20 protein-coding genes and 2 pseudogenes are annotated in these 21,932 nt (G+C 69.4%); 7 read left to right on the top strand and 15 right to left on the bottom strand.

What is annotated here, in order from left to right; translation table 11 throughout:
• Nucleotides 1-315: 315 nt before the first annotated feature.
• The gene (locus tag HUT19_RS02255; protein WP_071967176.1) at nt 316-696 is read right to left on the bottom strand and encodes a VOC family protein; all 381 of its coding nucleotides are present in this window, start codon (nt 694-696) and stop codon (nt 316-318) included.
• A gap of 326 nt (nt 697-1,022) precedes the next feature.
• Here HUT19_RS02255 and HUT19_RS42655 point away from each other — a divergent pair, with 326 nt between their 5' ends.
• Nucleotides 1,023-1,241 carry an HAD family hydrolase gene (locus tag HUT19_RS42655; RefSeq protein ID WP_303331585.1) on the top strand — a complete coding sequence of 73 codons (219 nt, stop codon included), beginning with the start codon at nt 1,023-1,025 and terminating at the stop codon, nt 1,239-1,241.
• Nucleotides 1,242-1,502: 261 nt separating this feature from the next.
• Here the strand turns inward: HUT19_RS42655 and HUT19_RS02245 are convergent, their stop codons facing one another.
• Entirely contained in the window at nt 1,503-2,120 is a 618-nt protein-coding gene (locus HUT19_RS02245) for a TetR/AcrR family transcriptional regulator (protein ID WP_176178810.1), read from the bottom strand.
• 149 nt (nt 2,121-2,269) lie between these two features.
• Here HUT19_RS02245 and HUT19_RS02240 point away from each other — a divergent pair, with 149 nt between their 5' ends.
• The gene (locus HUT19_RS02240) at nt 2,270-3,511 is read left to right on the top strand and encodes a choice-of-anchor Q domain-containing protein (protein ID WP_176178809.1); all 1,242 of its coding nucleotides are present in this window, start codon (nt 2,270-2,272) and stop codon (nt 3,509-3,511) included.
• Nucleotides 3,512-3,656: 145 nt separating this feature from the next.
• Here the strand turns inward: HUT19_RS02240 and HUT19_RS02235 are convergent.
• The 3 genes and pseudogenes from HUT19_RS02235 to HUT19_RS02225 form a co-directional block, all read right to left on the bottom strand.
• Nucleotides 3,657-3,872, bottom strand: a pseudogene (locus tag HUT19_RS02235) (phosphotransferase); the annotation flags it as partial.
• A 378-nt stretch (nt 3,873-4,250) separates the two neighbouring features.
• Nucleotides 4,251-7,625 carry a S8 family serine peptidase gene (locus tag HUT19_RS02230; protein ID WP_176178808.1) on the bottom strand — a complete coding sequence of 1,125 codons (3,375 nt, stop codon included), beginning with the start codon at nt 7,623-7,625 and terminating at the stop codon, nt 4,251-4,253.
• Nucleotides 7,626-7,962: 337 nt separating this feature from the next.
• Entirely contained in the window at nt 7,963-8,442 is a 480-nt protein-coding gene (locus HUT19_RS02225; protein WP_176178807.1) for a MarR family winged helix-turn-helix transcriptional regulator, read from the bottom strand.
• 48 nt (nt 8,443-8,490) lie between these two features.
• On the opposite strand from HUT19_RS02225, the gene pip reads away from it, so the two are divergent.
• Nucleotides 8,491-9,567 carry a prolyl aminopeptidase gene (pip, locus tag HUT19_RS02220; RefSeq protein WP_176178806.1) on the top strand — a complete coding sequence of 359 codons (1,077 nt, stop codon included), beginning with the start codon at nt 8,491-8,493 and terminating at the stop codon, nt 9,565-9,567.
• Between the two features lie 491 nt (nt 9,568-10,058).
• Nucleotides 10,059-10,373, top strand: coding sequence for a hypothetical protein (locus HUT19_RS02215; RefSeq protein ID WP_176178805.1), 315 nt, complete (start codon nt 10,059-10,061; stop codon nt 10,371-10,373).
• Between the two features lie 133 nt (nt 10,374-10,506).
• Here HUT19_RS02215 and HUT19_RS02210 read toward each other — a convergent pair whose 3' ends face one another.
• From HUT19_RS02210 to HUT19_RS02195, 4 genes are all read right to left on the bottom strand, one after another.
• A complete protein-coding gene (locus HUT19_RS02210; protein ID WP_176178804.1) occupies nt 10,507-10,881 on the bottom strand; it encodes a hypothetical protein in 375 nt (124 codons plus the stop codon).
• 457 nt (nt 10,882-11,338) lie between these two features.
• On the bottom strand, nt 11,339-11,605 hold the full coding sequence (locus HUT19_RS02205) for a DUF4235 domain-containing protein (RefSeq protein WP_176178803.1): 267 nt from the start codon (nt 11,603-11,605) through the stop codon (nt 11,339-11,341).
• 5 nt (nt 11,606-11,610) lie between these two features.
• On the bottom strand, nt 11,611-12,090 hold the full coding sequence (locus HUT19_RS02200) for a DUF3618 domain-containing protein (RefSeq protein WP_176178802.1): 480 nt from the start codon (nt 12,088-12,090) through the stop codon (nt 11,611-11,613).
• Complete coding sequence (locus tag HUT19_RS02195) at nt 12,087-12,458, bottom strand: phage holin family protein (RefSeq protein ID WP_176186377.1); 372 nt, start codon at nt 12,456-12,458, stop codon at nt 12,087-12,089. Before HUT19_RS02195 ends, HUT19_RS02200 begins: the two co-directional genes overlap by 4 nt.
• A 517-nt stretch (nt 12,459-12,975) precedes the next feature.
• Between HUT19_RS02195 and HUT19_RS02190 the strand changes: the two genes are divergently transcribed.
• The 3 genes from HUT19_RS02190 (at nt 12,976) to infA (ending at nt 14,407) form a co-directional block, all read left to right on the top strand.
• Nucleotides 12,976-13,179 (top strand): hypothetical protein, encoded by a 204-nt coding sequence (locus HUT19_RS02190; protein WP_176178801.1) that lies wholly within the window; start codon nt 12,976-12,978, stop codon nt 13,177-13,179.
• 215 nt (nt 13,180-13,394) lie between these two features.
• Nucleotides 13,395-14,186: an N-acetyltransferase gene (locus tag HUT19_RS02185; protein ID WP_176178800.1), complete on the top strand. Its 792-nt coding sequence runs from the start codon at nt 13,395-13,397 to the stop codon at nt 14,184-14,186.
• Complete coding sequence (gene infA / locus HUT19_RS02180; protein ID WP_010981942.1) at nt 14,183-14,407, top strand: translation initiation factor IF-1; 225 nt, start codon at nt 14,183-14,185, stop codon at nt 14,405-14,407. The genes HUT19_RS02185 and infA overlap by 4 nt, the downstream gene beginning before the upstream one ends.
• 282 nt (nt 14,408-14,689) lie before the next feature.
• On the opposite strand, the pseudogene HUT19_RS02175 reads toward infA, so the two are convergent.
• The 6 genes and pseudogenes from HUT19_RS02175 to HUT19_RS02150 form a co-directional block, all read right to left on the bottom strand.
• Nucleotides 14,690-15,541: pseudogene (locus HUT19_RS02175) on the bottom strand (MFS transporter); the annotation flags it as partial.
• Between the two features lie 326 nt (nt 15,542-15,867).
• Entirely contained in the window at nt 15,868-16,737 is an 870-nt protein-coding gene (locus HUT19_RS02170; protein ID WP_176178799.1) for a hypothetical protein, read from the bottom strand.
• Nucleotides 16,738-17,477: 740 nt separating this feature from the next.
• Nucleotides 17,478-18,725: an MFS transporter gene (locus HUT19_RS02165; RefSeq protein WP_176178798.1), complete on the bottom strand. Its 1,248-nt coding sequence runs from the start codon at nt 18,723-18,725 to the stop codon at nt 17,478-17,480.
• Nucleotides 18,722-20,023, bottom strand: a complete 1,302-nt coding sequence (locus tag HUT19_RS02160; RefSeq protein ID WP_176178797.1) for a cation:proton antiporter — start codon at nt 20,021-20,023, stop codon at nt 18,722-18,724. Before HUT19_RS02160 ends, HUT19_RS02165 begins: the two co-directional genes overlap by 4 nt.
• A gap of 459 nt (nt 20,024-20,482) precedes the next feature.
• Complete coding sequence (locus tag HUT19_RS02155; protein WP_176178796.1) at nt 20,483-21,121, bottom strand: class I SAM-dependent methyltransferase; 639 nt, start codon at nt 21,119-21,121, stop codon at nt 20,483-20,485.
• Nucleotides 21,111-21,929 (bottom strand): cyclopropane-fatty-acyl-phospholipid synthase family protein, encoded by an 819-nt coding sequence (locus tag HUT19_RS02150; protein ID WP_176178795.1) that lies wholly within the window; start codon nt 21,927-21,929, stop codon nt 21,111-21,113. The genes HUT19_RS02155 and HUT19_RS02150 overlap by 11 nt, the downstream gene beginning before the upstream one ends.
• Nucleotides 21,930-21,932 lie beyond the last annotated feature (3 nt).

Raw genomic sequence — 21,932 nt, 5'->3', positions numbered from 1 at the left:
CCGGGACGTCGCGCCAGGGCGCACCGACCCCACCCGCCCTCTGATCGCGTCGACGAGCTGCCGTTTCGTCCACGCCGACGGCCGACCACGACCGCGTGGGCACAGGCAACAGCGGTTCAGCCGCGTCCACTGCTCATCGGTCAGGTAAAGCCGCCTCGTCACCGCTTGGGTGGCCACGAGGTCTCCGGTGTTCAGGTTTTTCTTGGTCGATGAACCCTTTTCCTGAGACCTCACTTACCTCATCACGACACGCCCGTCACACCGGACTTCGAGGCAGACCCCAGAAACCTGGTGCCGAGGCGTGACCGATGGGCATCAAAGTGGGTTGAGGCGGGCCTTGAGCAGGCAGAACTCATTGCCTTCGGGGTCGGTCAGGACATGCCACTGCTCCTGCCCCGTCTGACCGATGTCGGCCGGGCGCGCACCAAGCTTCAGAAGGCGTTCGAGTTCGGCGTCCTGATCGCGGTCGGTGGCGTTGACGTCGATGTGCAGCCGGGATTTCCCCTTCTCCGGCTCATCCCTGCGACTGAGGATGATCGTCGGCTGCGGACCGCCGAACCCTTCGCGCGGCCCGATCTCCAACGTGCCGTCGTCCTCGCGATCGAGTACGACGAAGTCCAGGACCTCGCACCAGAACCGCGCCAGCACCTCAGGGTCGCGGCAACCGAGGACGAGTTCACTGATACGACATGCCATTGACGAAACCTGCTCTCAGCCCGGGAACTGCCAGGGAAACCACACGCGAACCTCATGGGCTCCCAGCAGTGAAAACAATCCCGCGATCGTACCGGACCAGGCGAGCCGGGTGAAATGATTTCAGAGCCGGGCCGACCCTGTCCGGGCGGCCGGGCAAGGCCGGTGGCCATGCAGTAGGGAAGCTGAGAGGACGGCTCCGCCTCACCTGGGATCGCACGGACACGCGGGCCGGTCGGTTCTGTTGACTCAAGGTCTCTACGGGTCAGGGGTACATCGACCTTGCGATCGGCGCCTTCGGCGAGGACGCGGACGACCGCCCGCAGTTGGTGCGTACGGCTCTTGAGCGGGCATGCGTTTTTGCGGATCGCGCTGTGCTCGTTGGGGATACCCCGGCTGATGTGAGGGGTGGGCTGGCCGGTGGCGTGCGTGTGGTGGCGGTGGCGACCGGGCGCAGCAGCACGGAGGATCTGCGGGAGGCTGGAGCTGAGGTTGTGGTTGACGACCTCTCCGACACACGGCAGGTACTGAAGTTGCTGACGAGTTGAGCGACGAAGAATGGCCCCATGAGGCCGGTGTGCCTCAGCCTCGGTCGATTGGGTTCTGTCCGGCGGATCATGTGACTGCCTGTTGGCAGGGTCGTTGTTCGCGGTGAAGGGCGGGCGATCTCACCGGATGCCGAGCGGGAACGGCTGCGCCGTTTTTGCCGGTGAGCAACGGGCGTTGTGGCGGGTGGCGGGACCACCGGCAGGTCATCGATGGGACGGGTCGCCCCGTAACGCCAGGGGAGACCCGGTGGAACCCGGCGCTCACACCTCTCCCGGCTCACCCTCTCCGGCGTCCTCTGCCGGATTGACCACGCCCAGCAGGGCGAGACAGATGTGCAGCACGGCGTCCTCCAGGGCGGGGACCTCGCCGATGCGCCCGCGGCGCAGACAGCGGCAGACGGCTTCGTGTGTGGCGTCAGCCGCGGCCATGTAGGTCTCATCGGGGACACGGCGGTGACCGGGAACCCTGGTGTGCCAGGCGCGCATCGACTCGGCGAACCAGGAGCGGCAGGAGTCCTGGTGCTCCTGCGCCCGGCCGCCGGCCGCCGCCGTCTCCAGGAAGAACGCCCTGGCGAATTCCGGCTCTTCGGCGATCAGCCCGAGAAAGGCACGGATCGAGGCACGAAGCGTCGCCACACGGGAGAGCGACTGCGCCGACGAGCGGGCAAACGACGCCTCAAGCCGCTTGACCATCAGCTCGCGGCCCGTCTCCGCAGCGGCGATGAAGCACTCCTCCTTGTCCGCGAACAGCTCGTAGAACGTCTTGCGGGACACGCCTGCCCGTGCCGTCACATCGGCCACGGTCGCGGCGATGTAGCCCTTTTCGGCCACCACGACCGTCATCGCGTAGAGCAGCCGCTGACGCTGCGAACCCGTCACACGCTCCCGCGCGAGCCCGTGTGGCCCGCGGGGAAGGTCGGTCAGGCTCGGCTGCAGCAGCGGCGGGATTGGCTCTCTCATGAGTGAGAAACATTCTGGTACACGTTATAGACGCAAGCGTTTCTCACTACGAGTAGGAGCGCACCCCCATGAGAAGTTCGACTGCCCTTTCGGCGCTGACCGCCTCGCTGGCGGCCCTCGCAGGGATCGTGGCCGCCGCCCCGGCCTCTGCGCAAGCGGCCTCCGCGGCCACGACCTTTACGGTCGACTCCACCGAAGACGCCGTGGATGCGGACGCGTCCGACGGTGTCTGCCGCACCGCCCGAGGCACCTGCACCCTGCGCGCGGCGGTCATGGCCGCGAACGCCCAGCCCGGCAGCACGATCGAGCTGTCCGCCGCCCACTACCGGCTGACCATTCCCCCCGACCCCGACCAGCTCAACGGGCGCACCGCCGACCCGACCAAAGGCGACCTGAACATCCTCGAGCCGACCACCATCCGGGGGGCCGGGGCGCGGGAGACCATCATCGACGCCGACCACATCGACCGGGTCTTCCGCATGGGCGCCGACACGCAGCTGTCCGACCTCACCATCACCGGAGGAGACGCCAAGCAGCGGGAGGTGCCCATCACCGACCCTGGCGGGGGCGGCATCGCCAACAGCAAGAACATGACGCTGCGCCGGGTGACCGTGACGGGGAACCGCGCCGGCTACGGGGGCGGCATCTTCAACATCCCCAACTCCCACCTGTCCCTGATCGACAGCACCGTCAGCCGCAACATCTCGGGCGAAGCCGGCGGCATCCGGTTCGACGACACCGGCACCGTGGTCAATTCGACGATCGCGGACAACCGCGTGACCGACGACTGGGACCGGCCGGGCAGCCTGTCCGGATACGGCGGCGGCATCGACATACGCGGCACCGGCCTGGTGGACATCCGCAACTCCACGATCACCGGCAACACCGCCACCGACGGCGGCGGCGGGATCAACATCGCCCCCGCCTACCTGGACAGCCTGCCGGGACCCATAACCGACCCCATCAACCTGCCGCTGGGTCACCTCGCCCTGAAGAACACCATCATCGCCGAGAACACCATCGGCGAGGCCACCAGCGACTGCAAGAACGTCTTCGCCACCATCGAGTCACGAGGCAGCAACCTCGACAGCGGAAACAACTGCCATCTCACGGCCAAAGGCGATCTCCCCAGCCGTGATCCCCACCTCGGGCCCCTCGGCGCAAACGGCGGGCCGACGGACACCGTGGCATTGCTGTCCGGCAGTCCCGCCATCGACGGCGGCGCTGACTGCCCGTCCGCCGACCAGCGCGGCGTGCTGAGGCCTCAAGGCCCGGCGTGCGACATCGGAGCCTTCGAATACGAGCACTGACCCCCGTCCCTGCTCCTTCCCCTCGCCCCTCAGGGACTCCACGAACGCGTGGAGTCCCTGAGGTCGGCACGGGTCGGGCAGGCCGCGGAAGCGTTACACGGTGGATCACGAGGGCCTCCTGCAGAGGGGTGTCTGCTCGGCGCCCCCGGGGGTTGCCGGCGGCATAGGAAGTGTGGGCGTTCAGGGCGGTGGCCAAGGCCAGCCGCGTCCTCGAGTCCAGGTGGCGTCGTCCACGCCGGGCGCGGCGCGGAAGGCGGCCCGGGGGTCCGGCGGACATCAGGGTGAAGGCGATCGTCAGGTCGCAGGCCGGGGCGCCGATGCCGAGCCCGCCGAAGTCGATCACCGCGCTGAGGCGGCCGTCTCGCCGAGGATCCTGCTTCTGCACCGTCACCAGCAGCACGCCGACGTGCTCGCGGGCCCGCGCTCCGCCGTCGAGCAGGGCACCTGCGGCGAGGACCTGGTTCGCCGCTGATCAGCCACCTCACTCCGCGCCGCACCGCCAGGCCCCCGCTCGAAGACGTCTGCCCGCTGCCCGCCCGGAGCAGGGGGATGAACGAGTCCATGGCTTTCCTCGAAGCGTCCTGTGATCGGGCCCGCCGCCAGGCCAACGGCCCGTCGAAACAGCGATTCGCTCCGACGGGCCGAACACGGCGGAACACGGCCGAACACGGGCCGGGAAAGCGGGCCGGACAGCGGTGGGGTGCCAGGCCGGCGTCAGGTGCCAGACCCTGAGGGCGCGCTACTTGGTGAGGTAGGCGTTGTAGATCGTCTGGTCCACCGCGTTCCCCTGCTTGTCCACGGCGTGGGCCCGGAACGAGACGGCCTTGCCCGCCGCCGGGTTCCTCACCGTCACCTTGCCCGCGGTGACGCTGAGTTTCTTCCAGTGCGCCCCATTGTCGCGGGACACATACACGGCGAGTGACGTGAGGTTGCCGCCCGCGGCCGAGCCCTGCACGCTGACGGGGACCTTGACCGTAGCGCCCGCCTTGCCGGTGCTGCCGAGGCTGAGCGATGGCGTGAAGCACACGACCGAAGCCGGGAGCTTCGTAGCGTTCGTGACCTTCTTGGAGGGGAAGCTCCAGCTGGCGGCGATCTTGGTGGAGACCGAGGCGACCTTGCTACGGGTGACCGATGTCGTGAGCTTGTAGTCGGCCCGCGCAGCCGGCACCTTGAACGGGAGAGTGCCGGTCATGGGATCGTCGTTGGACCCGACCTGCACGCCGTTGCGGTAGAGCGTCGTCTTCGCCTTGTCGTAGACCGAACCGCCGGTGTGATGTGCGCCGTCGGCGAAGAGCGGCACAGTGCCGGTGATCTCGTTGCCGTCGCGGAAGAGTCCGAACTCAGACCCGAGCTTGGGGCCGAAGACGCCGACGTTGAAGACCTTCGCGTACGCCTTGCCTGGCTGGTAGACCGCGTAGCCGGTGTCGTGCGCGACTTCGGCATCGCCGTTGGCATCGACCTGCTCGAACGACAACGCCCACCGCGGACCTTTGCCGTTCACATACAGCGTGCCGGTATACGGCAGCTTGCGGAGGACGACCGCGGCGCGAGCGATGCCGACACCCGTTTCCCCGAACGCCGCGATGGAGCCGCGCTTGCCCGCGACCGAGGCGCCCAGCTTCGCGGTGAGTTTCGCGAAGTCACCCTGGGCCGCGTGCCGGGTGAAGCCGGTGGCGAACCTCGTCTCGCTCCGGCCGTAGGTCACGAAGTACTCCGGGCCGTTCCCAGCGGTCCGGTAGTTGCTCTGGAACTGCTCGCGAAGCTCTCCGGGCGCCGCCTTCGGCCCGAGATGAGCGGTGCGGAAGCCTTGGTAGGAATCCAGGTTCCAGGTGGTGGACATGCTGTAGTCCCCGACCGACACCATGACGTCGGCAGAGGCGAGTCCGGGGGTCGCCGCGGCGTTCGGGACCGTGATGTCAACGGGCTTGGCGGTGCGCGCGTCGACCATCACGGCGGTGTCCTTGGTGACCTGGAGGGTGGGCTGGTTGATCCAGTCCGCACCCTTCCAGTCGTCGTCGATCCCATCGACGAGAACGGTGCCGCTGAGGATGTACCGCCCCTTGGGGACCCGTACCTTCCTGTCGCCGCCCTCGCTGGTGATGGAGAACTGCTGGCCCTCGGCGGCGCCCGTGAGTCCCACCAGATCGGTGGTGTAGTTCTTGGCTGCCCGGCCGTTCCGGCCCAGATGCGTGACGGTCACGTCGTACGACTCGATCTCGCGCTCCACCCCGGCAGCCGTACGGACCGTCTGCCCGCCGCCGGTCGCGGTGATGTACGCGCTGTACGTACCGTTCACATCGCCGCCGAGCCGCGTGTCTGCGGTGATGGACGTGGTCTTCTCGCCCTTCGGCGGGATGGTGATCTGCTTCTTCCCCAGGGTGAAGAACCCCTTCGGCGCGGGCTTTCCGTCCGGCCCGGTCCCCGTGATGGCGAGAGTCAGCGTGACCGGCTTGGTACCGAGGTTGCGGTAGGTGATCTTCTTGGTGACCGGCTTGTCGTCGGTGTGCGGGTACAGCTGTTTGCCCAAGGAGACCGAGCCGGGCTTCGCGAGGACCGTCTGCTTGACTGCCTTGCGCAGGTCGATCCGTCCGGTTCCCTGCTGGAAGGGGCTGTAGCCCTTGCCGGGCGTGGTGGAGCCGGTCAGCAAGGCCTTGATCTGATCACCGCTCCAACGGGGGTGCTGCTGGGCGAGGATCGCGGCGGCTCCCGCGACGTGCGGGGTCGCCATGGACGTCCCCGAGAGGGCGACATAGCCGTCCGCGACCGGGGTGCCCTCGCGTTCCATGAGGCTCCCGGGCGCGGCCGCGGCGCCGATGGACACGCCGGGCGCGGTCACATCGGGCTTGACCGCGCCGTCGCCGATGCGCGGGCCGGTGCTGGAGAAGTCCGCGAGCCTGTCCTCCTTGTCGACGGCGCCCACGGTGAGCGCGGCGTCCGCGCTGCCGGGCGAGCCGATTGTGCCCGAGTCAGGGCCGTCGTTTCCCGCCGCGATCACGAACAACGTGCCGGTGTCCGCCGAGAGCTTGTTCACGGCCGCTTCCAGCGGGTCGGTTTCCGGGGTGTCCTCGCCGCCGAGGCTGAGGTTGACGACATCGGCCTTCTCGGCCGCCGCCCACTCCAGGCCCGCGAGTATGCCGGAATCCTCACCGGAGCCGGTGTCGTCGAGGACCTTGCCGTCGAGGATCTTCGCGCCCGGCGCCACGCCCCTGTACTTGCCGCCGGACTTCGCGCCCGTACCGGCAGTGATGGAGGCGACGTGGGTGCCGTGGCCGACACGGTCGTTGTTGTCCGGGGCGCTGGAGAAGTTCTTCTCGGCGATCTCCTGGCCGGCCAGGTCCGGGTGGGTCTGGTCGACGCCCGTGTCCAGCACGGCGATCTTCGTGCCTTTGCCGTCGTACCCGGCTGCCCAGGCCTCCGGCGCGCCGATCTGCGGCACGCTCTTGTCCAGGCTCGCCGTACGGATGCCGTCCAGCCATACCGTGTCGATGCCGGCCGCCGCCGCACGGAAGGGCCCGGCGTCCCGCGGCGTGCTGGTGAGGGCGTTCCAGACCGCCGTGGCGCCCTGAGGCGGCGTGATGACGGCGTCGGCGTTCAGGCGCGTGAAGCTGTGCCGCACCTTGGTGGCACCGGCGGTACGCAAGCCAACCCTGGCAGCGGGTTGTTCGCCCTGGTAGCGGACGATGAGCTTGAGCCCTTTGCGCTGCGACGCGCGGTAGGCGGGCTTGCTGAGCGAGGTGACGTCGAACAGGCGCCGGTCGACGCGCCCGCTGCTGATGAGCCGTGCGGCGTCCAGTGGCACGGCGTAGAAGTCGCCGTCGACCTGCTGGAACTGTATGGGTATGCGCTCACGCCCCTTGGCCCGCGTCAGGCCGGCCGGTCGGCCCCTGGCGTCGACCGCGATCCGGTCACCGGTGATCAGCGTGATCCAGTGCTTGACGGCTGGCGGCTTTCCGGCGTCAGCCTTTGCGACGGGGGCCTGAGTGTTTCCCAGCATGCCGGTGTCGGCCCGGGCGGCTCCTGCCTGGGCGGCTCCCGGTTCTCCGCCGGCTGCCGGCTTCCCTTCGGTGGCCGGAGCCGCTCCTCGGTTCTGGGCCACCGCCGATGCGGTGGTCATCCCGGCTGTCAGTGCCACGGTCGCAGCCCCGGCCGCCGCAGCAGTCCATAACTTCCTTACATTTTTGCGCACCTTTCCCCCACATGAGAGAGGTTGATCAAAAAGGAAGGGGAACATCCTGTTCCCCCGGCTCAGTATGCTGTTGATGGGGCGAATACTCAACCGTGAGTCAGTAGTGGGTAGTTGGGGCTGCTGCTACCTGCGGCTCTCCACCTCGACGCCGCGCTGCCCGCACGCGCCTGACACGGATGCAGTCTCCACCCGGCTTGCCCGACGGATGCATCACCGAGACCGGACTCATCGCGGTCCGACCGTGACGTGACCCCGGACGGAAACCTCAGGAGCGCCGATAGGCCGCCGCGATCCAATCCCGGAACGGACGTCGGTGTACGGCTTCTGCTACCTCCGTCAGCAGATGCCCCAGCGGCAGCGCGAGCTCTGCGTCCAGCTCTGCCATGGCCGAGTTCGTCGCATACCACTCCGCCTTGATCTGGGGCAGCAGAGAGTGGGCCTTCGGTGTGAGCTCGATCAGTCGGCGGCGTGCGTCTCGCGGGTCGGGCGTGTGGGTGACCAGGCCCGCGCGGGCCCTCTGGGTCGCCGTCTGGCTTGCGGCCGAGTGCGTGACCCCCGCTGCGGAAGCCAGGTCACGGACCGAGAGTGGACCTTCCGTCAGCAGTGCGCGTACGACGGGGGAGAAGCGGGGCCGGTACCCGGCGAGACCCTGCTCCTCGTAGACCTTGGCCACGTCTCCGTCGAGAAGCTCGAGGACGTGGCGGAGCAGGGTCCCGACGGCAACGGGGTCCGGGGTCTTCCTCATCCCGTTAAACTCACAGCGCTGTGAGATGAACAGGAGGGTGCGTGCCCCATGGCCGAGCTCTATCCCCCCATCGAGCCGTACGAACACGGCGTGCTCGATGTCGGCGACGGCAACCTTGTGTACTGGGAGACCTGTGGGAATCCCACGGGCAAGCCCGCCCTTGTCCTGCACGGCGGACCGGGCTCCGGCGCAGGACCGTTCTGGCGTCGGCTGTTCGACCCCGCGGCGTACCGCATCGTGCTCTTCGACCAGCGGGGGTGTGGGCGGAGCACGCCCGATGCCGCCGATCCGCAGACCTCGCTCGCGGCCAACACCACGCAGCATTTGATCGCCGATATCGAGTTGCTGCGGCAGCGCCTCGGCATTGAGAAATGGCAGGTCATTGGCGGCTCCTGGGGCGTGACCCTCGCGCTGGCATACGCCGAGCGGCACCCCGGACGCGTATCCGAGCTGGTGCTCTTCAGCGTCACGAACACCAGTCGCCGTGAGGTGGAGTGGATCACCCGGGACATGGGGCGGATCTTCCCCGAGGAATGGGCCAGGTTCCGTGACACCGTGCCGGAGCGGGAGCGCGACGGCAGCCTGGTAGAGGCATACGCCCGGATGCTCGCGGATCCCGATCCACATGTACGGGAGCAGGCGGCACGGGAGTGGTGCCGGTGGGAGGACGTGCACGTGTCCACCCACCGGGGGTACACACCCGATCCCCGTTACGAGGACCCCCGCTTCCGGCTGCGCTTCGCCCGCCTCGTCACGCACTACTGGCGGCACGCCGGCTTCCTCGAGGACGGTGTGCTGCTGCGCAATGCCGAGAGACTCGCAGGCATTCCCGGCGTGATGGTCCACGGACGGATGGACATCAGCGGGCCGCCGGACGTGGCGTGGCGGCTGGCACAGGTGTGGCCGGACGCGGAGCTCGTATTGATCAGCGAGGAGGGACACGGGCTGTCAGGGGAGGCCACCACACATGCCGTGTTGACGGCCACGGACCGGTTCCGGCCGGCCACGGGTACCACCCGCAGCCCTGCGCAACAGCCCACCACACCGACGGGACCCCCGCAGAACGGGCGACCTTCGGCAGGTCGTCGCGGAGGCGGGGGAGGGGTTCGCAGCGGCGGTCGGTGATGATCGCGACGGGTCCGCGTGCGGCGGTGGCCGGGCGCCTCGGTGACCGTCGTCGCCGTGACGGCCCCTCCCGCCCTCAGCCGGGGCGCTCGGTGAGACCATCTCCACCACGATCTACGAGGGGGTTGGGCGTACATGGCACGCCGGTCCGGTGCAAAGGCCAGAGAAGCGCGGCGCGCACGGGAGGCGAAGCGGGCCGAGGAAGCGAGGCTGGCGGCGAAGCGGGCCGCGCCCGGCGGCGAGGGCGAGAAACGCCGGGGGAAGCTGCGCGGGAACCTCTGGTAGGTGGTCGGCGTGCTGGTCCTGCTGGTGCTCATCGGCGGGACGGTGCTACTGGCCTTCTCGCAACTGCTGGAAGACATGTGGCGTGACCTCGCTCCGCAGTGGCCCGGCGGCGGGTACGGCTTCGCGGCCTCGGCCGGGTTCGTACTCTTCCCGTGCGTGACCGGTGTCGTCGTAGGGCTGGGCGGCCTCTTCGAGGACGTCACGGGATGGCGGCGGAGACCAGGGCCACGCCGCATCGCCAGGGCGGCGGTCACGGGGTGCTCGCGGCGGGGAGCGGCCTGCTGGGCACCGTCGGCCTGGTCGTGGTGACGACGACGCTCGAGGGCAAGGGGACCACCCGCTCGGACAGCCTCGCCGTCTTCCTCCGGAGCGAGTACCCCTCGGTCGGCCATGCGGCGCTGGGCGGCCTCGTGGCCCCGCTCGCAGCCGCCCCGGCGACGGTCAAGCTCCAGGAGCTGCTGAGGCGCCGGGGGCGGCGGCCCGCCGCGCCGTCAGCACCTACGGCGGACTCGGTGGACTGAGGTTGCGTTGCTCGTCCGGACACCCGTCCGCGCGGTCGGCGAGGGGCGCGGATAGCTGGCGCCATGGGGCCTCCGGGGGACGAGCCGGGAACGAACCCTGGCGCGCAATGCGCGCCAGGGTTCGACGACAGTCTCAGTGGGACGTGGGGGACAGCTGGAGCTTGGCCTTGCGGCCGGAGACCGACTTCACCCAGATCTTCAGGTTGTTGAACATGACGGTGCCGCCCGGACTGGTGCTGCTGCTCAGGTGCGCTCCGCCCGTGGTGACGGTCGCCATCTTCACGGACCGGGAACTGACGTGCGTGATCTTCAACTTGCCGAATCCGAACGTGCGGCTGTTGACCTTGAGGGTCCTGGGCGCTGAGACGGAGGTTTTGCACCGCCCGTCGTAGCAGGGGCCGTTACTGGCGGCAGACGCCGCCTGCGTCATAAGGCCGAAACCCAGTGTCCCCGCCAGGGTCAGCGTCACCACAGTCGTCGCGGCTCGCCGGCACATGCCCACATTCATCCGCTGGACCTCCTGTTTTGAGGGGTTGATCCCGTTTGGGCATTTCTAACCCGCCGACTCTGGGACCCCTCCCAAGGACGCGCGCGATGTGTGTGAAGAACTGGCTCGCCTTGTTGCGAGGTCGCCGCTGGCGATGCCACCGGTCGGTGCGGCGTCGGCCTCGCCCGCACCGCCCTGCACCAGGCCGGTCCGCGCCGCGTCCTGGGCGCAGCCGCACCGCGTCCGCCCCACCCACCAGCGGCACGGGCCGCGAACCCGTCGGTGCCCGCGTGTCGTCGGCCGCCCTGGTGGAGGACCACTGCGCGGGCGACCAGGATCATGGCGATGACGCTGCGCCTGTCAGTGCGGCAGCCGCGTGCTGATCGGAGGTGGCCGTGAGGGCCCCTCGTGCGGGTACTGGTCTGAGGTGGAAGGGCCGGTATCGGTGTCGTACCGGCCTCCCACTTCCTCGTGCCCGTCAGCCGGGCCAGGTTCCGGTCAGGCGGCGGACGGCCGTGGCGCCGGCGCGGTCAACGGCCGCTTTGACTGCGGCGAAGAGTGCGCCTTGCAGCGTGGCGGCGAGCAGCACCTCGCGCCAGGAGCGCTCTTCGTCGGTGGCGTCCGGGGCGTCCTCGTCGTGGCCGAGCATCTTCCACATCTGCGTGAACGCCGCTCTCGCGGCCATCCCGCTGACGGCACCGAGCGCCAGACCGACCGGCTTGTAGGCGATCTTCGCTGCCTTCACCCGACTCACCCCTTCCGGCGGCGGGCCAGCCACACCAGAACGGCCGCACCCACTGCCGCCAGCAGCATTTTGCGGTTGCCCCGCGCCAGCCGTGCTCCCTGGGCTGCCTTCTGTCGCATAGGCTCCGGCGCCTTCTCCTGCCAGATCAGCCCGGCCTGGATCGCACTCGCACGGGCCTGCTCGGCGGCTTGCGCGGCTTTGTCCTTGACCGGGTCGGGCAGCTTGTCCTGCGCCTGGTGTGCGAGGTCGGCGGCCTTCGCCTTCAGTTCGCCGGCCTTGACCGCGGCATGCTCCTTCAGCTCGTCGGCCTTTGCGGCAGCCTCTCCCTTGACCTCGGCGGCCTTTTCCTGGGCGCGCGTCTTGATGTCGGTCCTGGTCGCCAGCTCCTGGACCGTCTGCCCGAGCTTGGTCCGGGTCTGCTCGACCTGCTCGCGCAGCTCCTCGGTGCCGGCGGCGGTGGGCTTGTCGTGAGGCGACTGGGTCATCGGTGGGCACTCCCCTTGATCTCGGCCACGTCGGCCTTCACGTTCTCGATCGTCTGCTCGGGCGCGGGCGGTGCGGCCTGGTCGACCTGCTTCTTTCCGCTCATGGCCATCACCGCGGCGATCACACCCAGCACCGCCGTGACGATCAGCGCCGCCGCCCACACCGGCAGCGGCACGGCCAGCGCGGCGATCGCGGTGGCGACCAGCGCCTGCAGCATCAGGAAGCCGACGATGCCGGCGCCGCCGAACAGACCACCGCCTTTGCCGTAGCGCTTGCCCTTCTCCTTCATCTCCGCCTGCGCCAGCTTCATCTCGCCGCGCACCAGCTCGGTCAGCTGCTGCGAGGCGCGCTGCACCAGCTCGCTCACCGGCGCCTGGCCCGGCTGGTCCGTGCTGTGGCCGGATCCGGAATAGTGCGGCTGCGTGCTCGACACGGCGGTCACCTCCCGTCCCTCTGGGATCCTGTGGGCCGGGCTGTGTCCTGCGCCCGACCATCCGACGAGCGCGCGAGTACCCAGAACCGGGGAGTTCAGGGCAGGGGGTGTGACCTGCTTTCCACCCCGGACGCGGTGCTGCGGGGTTTGACCGCGGTTGTATGGGTGAGCGGTAGGGCGCGGTCTGGCGGGTTGCGGCGGCCGTGGCCGGCTTGTCCCTGGTGCGCCTGGTGGTTGGGGCTGCCGGGCACACCGAGCTGGTCCGCTCGAGCAGGTTGCGGGCGGGCCGGCGCCATCACGCAGATCCGCTACCAGTTCCGGACGAACGGTCGCTGGGTCACCCACTACCGCAAGGCCGCCATCGACTCCACGACAGGCGACACCGTGGAAGGGGACGCCCGCTACGACAACCGGCACAAGACGCGGAGCGTGGGGGGTCCGCTCGTGCCTGGTGGGCACCCTGCTGCATGTCATCACGAGCGCCGCCAACGTCAACGACATCATCCTGACCGTCAACCTCGTACGACGGCATCTCGCCCCGTCGCCGGACGACCCCGGTCGGCCCCGACGGTGGCCGAAGCCCCTCCTGGGCGACAAGGCGTACGACTCGAAGGCTCTGCGCGGTGAGCTGCGACGCCGCCGCATCCAGGCGTGATCGCCCGCAAGGGCATTACGAGCTCACAGAAAAGGATTTGAGCGAGGCGGCGCCCCGTTGCTAGTTTCGTGGTGGACCGTGAAGTCGTCGTATGGAGGTGAGCCCCGTGAACACAGTTACCCGTGGGTGCTCCCTCAACCCGTCACGGTCCGGCGGCTGACGTTCGGTGTCGCCAGGAGCGCCTGAGATCGAGGCACTCCTGGAAGGAGACTCCGATGAACACGAAGCCTTTCACATCTGGCCTGAGCGAGAACGCGGTGATGATCACGCGCGTTGCGGACAGGCAATGGCATGCACTGGATGACGACCTGGTGGTTGGCCGCGGGCATGCGGAGCACCGGCCCGACGGACGCTTGTTCGTCAGCATCGACGCCTGGCACGACGCCACCTTCGACCGGCTCGCCGAGGCGATGCTGGCGGAACTGCCAGCGCCGTTGTACACGGTGGTCGACGAAGCCGACGTCGAGCTGACGGCCGGCTGGCGGCGGGCCGGTTTCACGATCGGGCGCCGCGAGTGGGAGTACGTCGTGCCGACCGACCCGCGGGGCACGGGGCTCGAAGCAGTCCTGCTGCCTTCGGGCGTGACGATCGTGCCCGCCGGTCAGGCGGACGAGAGTCTGCTGCGGGCGGTGGACCGCGCGATCCGTGACGAAGTCGCGGCGACGGTCGGGTGGAAGTCGATGCCCGCGGAGGTAATTCCCCGCCCCGAAGGCGACACCATCGTCGATCCGTCGAAGTACGCGGTGGCCGCGGCGCCGGACCGCTACCTGGGTCTGATCCGGGTGGTGACGGTGAGCCGGCCGCGTATCGGGCTGGTCGCGGTCCGGGCCGGCGAGCAGCGCCGCGGCATCGCGCGGGCGCTGCTGGCCCACGCGCTGGGGACGTTGCACCGCTCCGGGTTCCCCGCGGCCCGGACCGAAGTCCAGGAGTCCAACCAAGCAGCCTCGGCGCTGTTCGAGGGCATCGGCGCCCGGCCGATGAGCAGCAACCTGGAGCTGGTGCGATGACGAAGAACAAGAACGTCATCGAAGTCGAGGGCAAGGTCGTCGAGTGCCTGCGCAGCGCCATGTTCACCGTGGAGCTCGAGAACGGCCACCAAGTGCTCGCGCACATCAGCGGGAAGATCCGCAAGAACTACATCAAGATCATGCTGGAAGACCGGGTGCTGGTGGAGCTCCCGCCGTACGACCTGACGCGCGGCCGGATCGTGTTCCGGTACCGGAACTAGCGGCGGTCGGGCGCCTTCCGCGGTAGCTGATCCTGGGGTCCCGGTCGCGGCGTTTCCGTGACCGGGACCCCGATGATGGCGCGCCCGGCCGCGGCGCCACCACTCCAGCCGCCGCCAGCAGCTCTGGCCCGAGCCGAACCTCAGCTCCAGGGGCAGCAGTTTACGAGCTCTCAGAACGGCTAACACAATGAGCCGAATGGTCAGTGGCTGACCAAGCAGCAGGGGTGAGGGACGATGTGGCAAGCGTTCGACAGAAGCAACTGTGGGCGCGTTTCAATGCGTTCAGGATCGCTCCTCGCAGTCCGGACCGGTGAGGCGTTGGGCGAAGCGAGCCCCTACTGCCAGGACCATGAGAACCGCGGTGCATCCGCCAAACAGCATGACCGCGGATGGAGAGGTGCGGTCCAGGATGACTCCCGCTACGAGTGCACCAATAGAGAAGGTTGCCTGGAAGGAGGCGGTGAACAGGACCGATGCCGCTTCCGGGGCATGCGGTGCGGCCTTGGAGAACCAGGTCTGCGACGCGACTGGCACGGCGCCATACACCATGCCCCATACGATCAGCAGTATCACTGCGCCGGTCTCCCAGCGGCCCAGCGCTGGAAGCAGGAGGGTCACCGTGGCGATCAGTCCGGCCGCGAGCCCGAAGATGGTCCGGGGATACCGGGCCACCCAGGCGCCGCCCAGGAAGTTGCCGAGGATCCCGGCGGCACCGTAGAGCAGCAAGAATGTAGTGATCAGACCGCCACTGGCGTGGGTGACCTGCTCCAAGAATGGTGTCACGTAGGTGTAGGTGCCGAAGTGAGCCAGCACAACAAGGAACGTCAGCAAGAGCGCGAAGCGGATGCTGACGCTGCGGAGCATGCCGCCCAGGACGCCCAGCCGTGTGTCCCGGACCGGAGGAAGCGGCGGCACGAGCAAGAGCAGCATGATCAGTACGCCGACCGTCAGCGCTCCCATGAGGGTGAAGGCCGTTCGCCATCCGGCGAGATCTCCGATGAGGGTGCCAGTCGGCACGCCGAGGACGGATCCCAGCGGGACGGCAGAGAAGATCACAGCAGTAGCCCTGCCGACCGAGGCCGGTGGCACCAGTCGTTCCGCCAACCCCGCACCGATCGACCAGAAGCCGCCGATACCCGTGCGCGCTCGCCGTGATGGCCCTCGGGGCAGGACTGCTGTACCGGGCCTTCCGCCGCAACGGCTGGCTGTGACAGCGAACGCCGCCCGGAGCCTGCTGCCTCCGCTCCCGGGAGCCGCCAACGGCGACCCTTCCCCAAAGCTGACCGGCACAGCGGCATACGGGAGTTCGCGGAGCGGGGCGAGGTGGAGCGGGTCGGGGCCGTGGACGGGTGCTTCTTCGAGTTGGCGTCGTTGATCAGCAGGTGCGGATTGGGGATGTCGGGCCGGCGTCAGCGCCGGTGTTCCTGCCGGGCACCGACGGTTCGCCGTCGCGCCTCGGGTTACAGCAGGCGTGTGAGAGGCAGCGCCGCGATGTCGGGAGCGGGCCGGGAGACATACAGGTCGGTGTGGTAGTAGCCGTCCGCTTCCTTGTCTGCCGTGTGCAGTCCGTTCGCAGCCAGGGTGTCGAACGCCGCGTGTCGTTCGGCGCTGTTGGCGAAGCGGCGCTGCCGGAAGGTGCGGGTGGACAGTTTCTCCGTCACCAGCCCCGAGCGGGCGAGCAGATCGGCGATCGGCTGGTAGGGCACGGTGCGCAGTACGAAAGCCGCGACCCACGGCGGGGTCGGCATGGAGTCGAGAAGCCTGGTGAAGGTGCGGGTGAAGACGTAGCCGACGCCGCCCGTGACGGTGATGAGGTCCGTGCCCGCCAGTGTGCGGCGCAGGGCGGGGCTGGGTTCGGTGACTTCGAGGTTCTCCGCGAAGGCGTGGTCGAGCAGGCCGACGGCGCGGGCGTATCCGACGGCTCGGGCTGCCGAGTCGATGCCCGTGGCCGTTGCGGCTTCCGGGCGGCGGCGCTCCGCGAAGAAGGTCCGGTCCTCGGCCGCGAGGTGCCGGGTCGGCAGGGCGGAGAGGTGGTGGGAGGTGTACCGGGTGTACAGGTCCGGCAGAGTGACACGGTGGTTGAGGAGAGCTGTGTTGATCCCGTAGGAGCAGCACAGGTCCACCACGTTCAGTGGCGTCCGGTCGGGGTGAAGGCAGCGTAGGGCGTGGGCCAGTGCCTGGAAGACGGCCTGGCCATGGTGGGGTATCTGGTACTCGAGGGATCGCAGGGTTGCGAAGTACGGGCGTGGGTCGGGACAGTCGTAGATGTCGTTGAAGTTTGCTTTGCCCCAGTCGGCGTTCGCGGTGATGTTGCTCGCTCCTGCTGCCATGAGCGGTCTCCTGACCTGCCTGGGCCGGTGGGAGGGACCCGATGGCCGCAGGGATAAGGCCGGCGCCTGTGCGCTCGGCGGGCCGCGCCACGGCTCCACTTTGTCCTCTCCGGCACCCGGCGGCAGCCTGGAGGGGCCGAATGGGTGATGACGGCCCGTGACCAGGGCCTTGGTACGGCCGGGGCCGGCCGGGGCGGCGGGAGTGTGTGGCGTCCCGGTTCAGCTCCCGGTCCGCGTCATCGAGGACGAGGTGCAGGCATCGAACCGCCGAGCCGGAGGCTCCGACCGCGCCGGAGGGAGGGCCGTGGAGGTGCGTCACGAGACAGGATGACGAGTGGTGCAGCTGGTCCGCGCGTCATGATCACGGAATGAGACGCCGATGTGATCGGTGCGGATGGGGCGAAAGTATCGCTGGAGAGGAGTCGACATGTCGTCGAACCGACGTCGCAAGAGGAAGGCCCGACGCAAGGACGGAGCCCACCACGGTGGCCGCCCCCAGTCCTGACCGGAGGCGCTCTACCGAGTGACACCGACGGGCCCCCCGAGCATCTGGGGCCACTGGCCCGCGTGCTGGGGAGACCCGTCAGTGAACGTGGAGCGGCCCTGCGCCGGGCGCAGGGCTCGGGGAACCGATCGCGCCGTCACTTCGCTGCCGGCGCGGCCCCGGCCCGGGACGAACGCTCCTGCCACCGGTCAGGGGACGCACGCTCGAGTTCGGCCCGTATCGAAAGGGACGGGGATCAGCGGTGCGGGCGTCGCCCCACTGGCCCGGTGGGACCACGGTCCGCGATCGATGCCAGCGCCGCCACGAGCGCGCAGGCTCCGGCGGCCGCGAGGATCGCCACCGCCGGGGAGGCGGTTTCGATGAGCACACCGGTCAGCGGGCCCGCGACCGCCCCTCCGGCCATGATCGCCGAACTGTGCAGCCCCGTCGCCGTCCCGCGGGCCGCGTCCGGGGCAAGCCGCCCGACTCTTTCGGCGGCGGCGGCGAGTGCGGGCGCGCAGAAGAATCCGGCGGGCATGAGTAGCAACGTCATCAACCACCACGGTCCGCCGAGCGCCACCGGCACCGGCCCGGCCGCAAACAGCCCGAGCAGTACCGGCAGCGGAAGCGGGCGCGCTGCGGCGCCGTACAGGAAGCCGCCGACCAGGGACGCCGCGCACCAGACGGCGTTCGTCAGCGCGAACCACCCGGTCTCGCCACGCCCGGTCAGCGTGGCCACCACCGACAACTCGGTGGCCGACTGGAGCAGGATCGCCGCCGCCGCCCCGGCGAGCGCCGCGACCATGGGGCGGCCCAGCCAGCTCCGCACGCGGGGCGCGGCCGCGGTGCCGCCGGGCCCGGACAGGTCGCGTGTGGGCGGGTCCAGCAGCCACAGCGCGAGCGTGGTCACCAGGAACCCGCCGCCGACCAGCCACATCGCCACCGTCGTCGGCAGAGTGAGAGCCGCGGCGCTGCCGAGGGCCGGCCCCACGATGTAGGACACCTCGGCCGACATCGCGTCCAGGGCGAACGCGGGGCGGCGGTGCGCGGGGGTGGTCATGGCCCCGAGCGCTTGGCGTACCACCGAGAACGCCGGCAGCGTCAACGCCCCCGCCGCGATGGCGGCGAGAGCGAGCCACCTGGGGTCCAGGAACGGGCCGACGCCCCAGAACACCGCATCCGCGCACCCGCACAGCGCGAGCACCGGGCGCAACCCGAAGTGGTCCACCATCCGGCCCAACCCCGGGGCGCCGACCGCCATGCCTCCGGCGAACGCGCCGCCGACCATCCCGGCCACGGCGAACCCGCGACCGTGGCCCACCGCGACGTGCAGCGTGAGCACGACACTGGTCGCGGTGAGCGGTAATCGGGCGGCGAAGGCCACCCCGTAGAGCGCCCGGATCGAGGGCAGCGCCAGCACCTCGCCATAGCTCGCCGGCGCCGCGCGCACCGGATCGAGTCCGATGTGCCGGGTGGCCGCAGTGGGTGCGTGTTCGGTGCTCATGCCGCTGTCTCCCGCTTCGTCGTCGTGGCCCCGGTCGTTTCGGTCCTGGTGGTTTCGGTCCCGGTCGTTTCGGTCCCGGCCGTCTCGCCACGCGTCATGCGGGCGTGCAGGGGGCCGGTCATCGCAGTGGTCACCAGCGTCATCAGCACCAATGCGAGGTACAGGGCGGGCGGCAGGATCCCCGCCGCGTAGGCGGCCTGCAGGACGACCAGTTCGGTCAGGCCGCGCGTGTTGAGCAGCACCCCCAGTTCCAGCGCGGCGTGCGGGGAGCAGCCGCCCGCGCGGGCACCGAGGTAGGTGCCGCCGACTTTGCCGACGATGGCGAGGACGAGCGCGACCCCGGTCGCGAGCCACGGCAGGACGTCGATCTCCGAGGTGAACACGCCGGTACCCGTCACGAAGAAGAGCACCGGCACCAGCGCCTGGCCCACCCGCGTCACCGGCTCCACCGCGGCGCACCACGCACCCCCGCGGCCGTCGTGGGGAATCGCCAGCCCCAGCGCCAGGGCCATCAGAATCTCGTTGACGCCCAACACCTTGGCCACCAACGACAATCCGAGGGCGACCACCCCGATGAGCACGGCGCTCAGCGTCCTGGACCGCCCACCGGGGACCCGGCGCAGCGCGACCGCCAGCAGCGCGGCGAGCAGTCCGATGCTCAGCAGGGTGCCGATCCGACCCAGCACCGCCGGCACCGACCCACCACCGGCGATGGCGATGGCCAGCGCCAGCACAGCCCAGGCGACGAGGTCGATCAGCGCTCCCGCGCCCAGGGCCAGCCGCGCCGCCGCGGTGTGCACCTGCCCACGCTCGATGAGAATCCTGGCCAGCACCGGCACCGCGGTGACGCTCAGCGAGACCGCCAGCACCAGGGTGAAGGCCGGTGTGGGGGCGGTACCGCGCAAGGCGCTGCCCTGCCCCTGCAACCACACGGCCATGCCCACGCCGAGCGCGGCGGGCGCCAGCAGTGCGCCGATCGCCGTGCTCACCAGCGGGCGTGCCCTCGGTGCGGTGGCACCGGATGTGAGCTCGTGCCCGACGCCGACCATGAACAGTACGAGCCCGCCGTGCGCCACCAGGTTCAGCGCATCCCATCTGCCGTCGCCGAACAGAACGTGGCGGAGCCCGGTTCCTCCCGCCCACACCAGCAACGGACCCGCCAGCAGGCCGAGGGAGATCTCCCCGACGACCTCCGGCTGGCGCAGCAGCCGGGCCAGCCAGGCACCGAGGCGCGCGGTGGCAAGCACGATGATCAGCGCCAAGACCGCGAACACGGTCCAGCGCAGTACGTCGGACATGCTACGACTCCGATGGTCGTCTCGGGGCAGGAAGAAGGGTGATCGGACGGTCGTCGAGAGAACCTCGCCCGTGGTGGCCGGATACCGGGCGACCACGCCGGCGACACCCGCGCGGGCCGAGGGCGTCGAGCATGTCGGGCCAACCCGGCGCACGCTCCCGCGTGCCCGCGGCCGGCTCGGCGCGGACCAGCACCCAGCCACCTCGGCGCGGGTGAGGGGGAAGATCAGGGTCGGCGCCGCGCCGATCGGAGGCTGGTCGCCCAGGGCGACGTCGAGCGCGCCCCGGGCGTTGCCGCAGGCCGGCCTGGTCTCGACCAGCGCCGGCCACACCAGCGACCACCCCACCGTCCGCGCCCGCCCGGTGACCCGGGTGGCCGCCGGTCGGAGGGTGCGAAAAGGTGCTCCATCGCGTGCGCAGGCAGTCGAGCGCAGCGTCGGCCCCGCCTGGTAGCGGGGGACTCAGCGTTCCGCATCCTGGGGTCCTGGCTTCCTCTTGCGGTAGGTGTAGATGCCGACTTCGGTGGAGTCGAAGATCGTGACGGTATTGACCGTTTCGAGGGTCCAAGGCACCGTCGTAAACACTTCACGGAGTTCTTCCTGTGACTCGAGGTAGTCCCGCAGGATCGCGACGACCACGGCCCCGTCCGGTTTCAACCACCTGTCCATGTTGCGCACTGAACGGTGTCCCGCGTGGTTGCGCGTGATGACGCCCGTGGTCACGATTCCGTCGAAGCTCGCGGCCGGGAAGAATTCAGCGTCCTCCTCCAAGTCGCAGCGGTGGTAGTCGCGGTACACACCTTTGCGACGTGACACCGCGAGCATCTCGGCGGACATGTCCACCGCTTCGACGTTCGTCCAGCCGAGCTCGTGCAGTTCCTCTCCGCACAATCCCGTGCCTGCACCCGCGTCGAGGATACGGCTGTCCCGACCGGGGAGTGCGCGAGCGAGAGCGCGTGCGGCCGCGATCGGTGAGACGCGATAGCCGGCCCCAAGGTCGTCGTCGTAGGTGGACGCCCATGTGTCGTACTTCTCCGCGAGGACGTCGCGCTCCACCGGCTCATAGATCCAGGAGAGGAGTTCATCGACGCTACGCGGCATGTCGGGCCACCTTTCGGCATGTGAAGCCGGACCATCCGACTTCTCCCGCGTCGATCCCGTCGATCATGGCCTGGTACGGGACCGCGAGTTCGGGAGCCAATGCGGTCACCTGCTTCACCAGCAGCTCGTAGGTGCCCTTGAGATGCCGGCTCAGGTCGATGGTGTCCTCCACCTCGAATCCGGCACCGGCAAGGCGCGCGACGTACTGCTCCGCGCTGAACGTCGGCTCGAAGAGCAGGCGATCGTAAATGAGCCGCTGGGACGTGGGGCCGACCGGCGTTCGCGGCGTGGTGAGGTCGTCGAAGGCGAACACACCGTCGTCCCGGAGCACGCGGTGCACCTCCGCGAGCGCACGCGAGCGCTCGTGCACGTGGTAGAGGGTGGCCTGGCTCCACGCGTGCGAGAACGCCCCGTCGGAGTACGGGATGTCCGTCGCGGACGCCTTTCGGAACGTCACCCGTGCATCGGGATTCGTCTCGCCCAGGCGTCGTGCGTTGTCGGTCCGGACCTGACTGAGGTCGATGCCGGTCACCTGACACCCGGTGTGCCGCGCCAGCCAGACCGACGTGGTGCCGTTTCCGCAACCGACGTCCAGCACGGTGGAGCTCCCGGTGATCCCGCTCCGCGCGAGCAACTCCTCATCCCAGTCGCGGAAGGCGGTGAGGAGCTGCTCGGCTGTGCTCTGTGACCGCTCAGCGGTTGGATCGGGGAAGTAGCCGTAATGCAAGCCTCCCGCCGGATCCCAGAAGGACCTGTACAGATCGTCCTTGTGGTCGTAGTACTGCTCCGTATCCTGTTCGGTGAACAAAGC

It is taken from the genome of Streptomyces sp. NA02950 (assembly GCF_013364155.1).
Classification (GTDB): Bacteria; Actinomycetota; Actinomycetes; order Streptomycetales; family Streptomycetaceae; genus Streptomyces.
The sequence above is the reverse complement of the archived record's forward strand: the minus strand, read 5'-3'. Positions and strand labels throughout refer to the sequence as shown.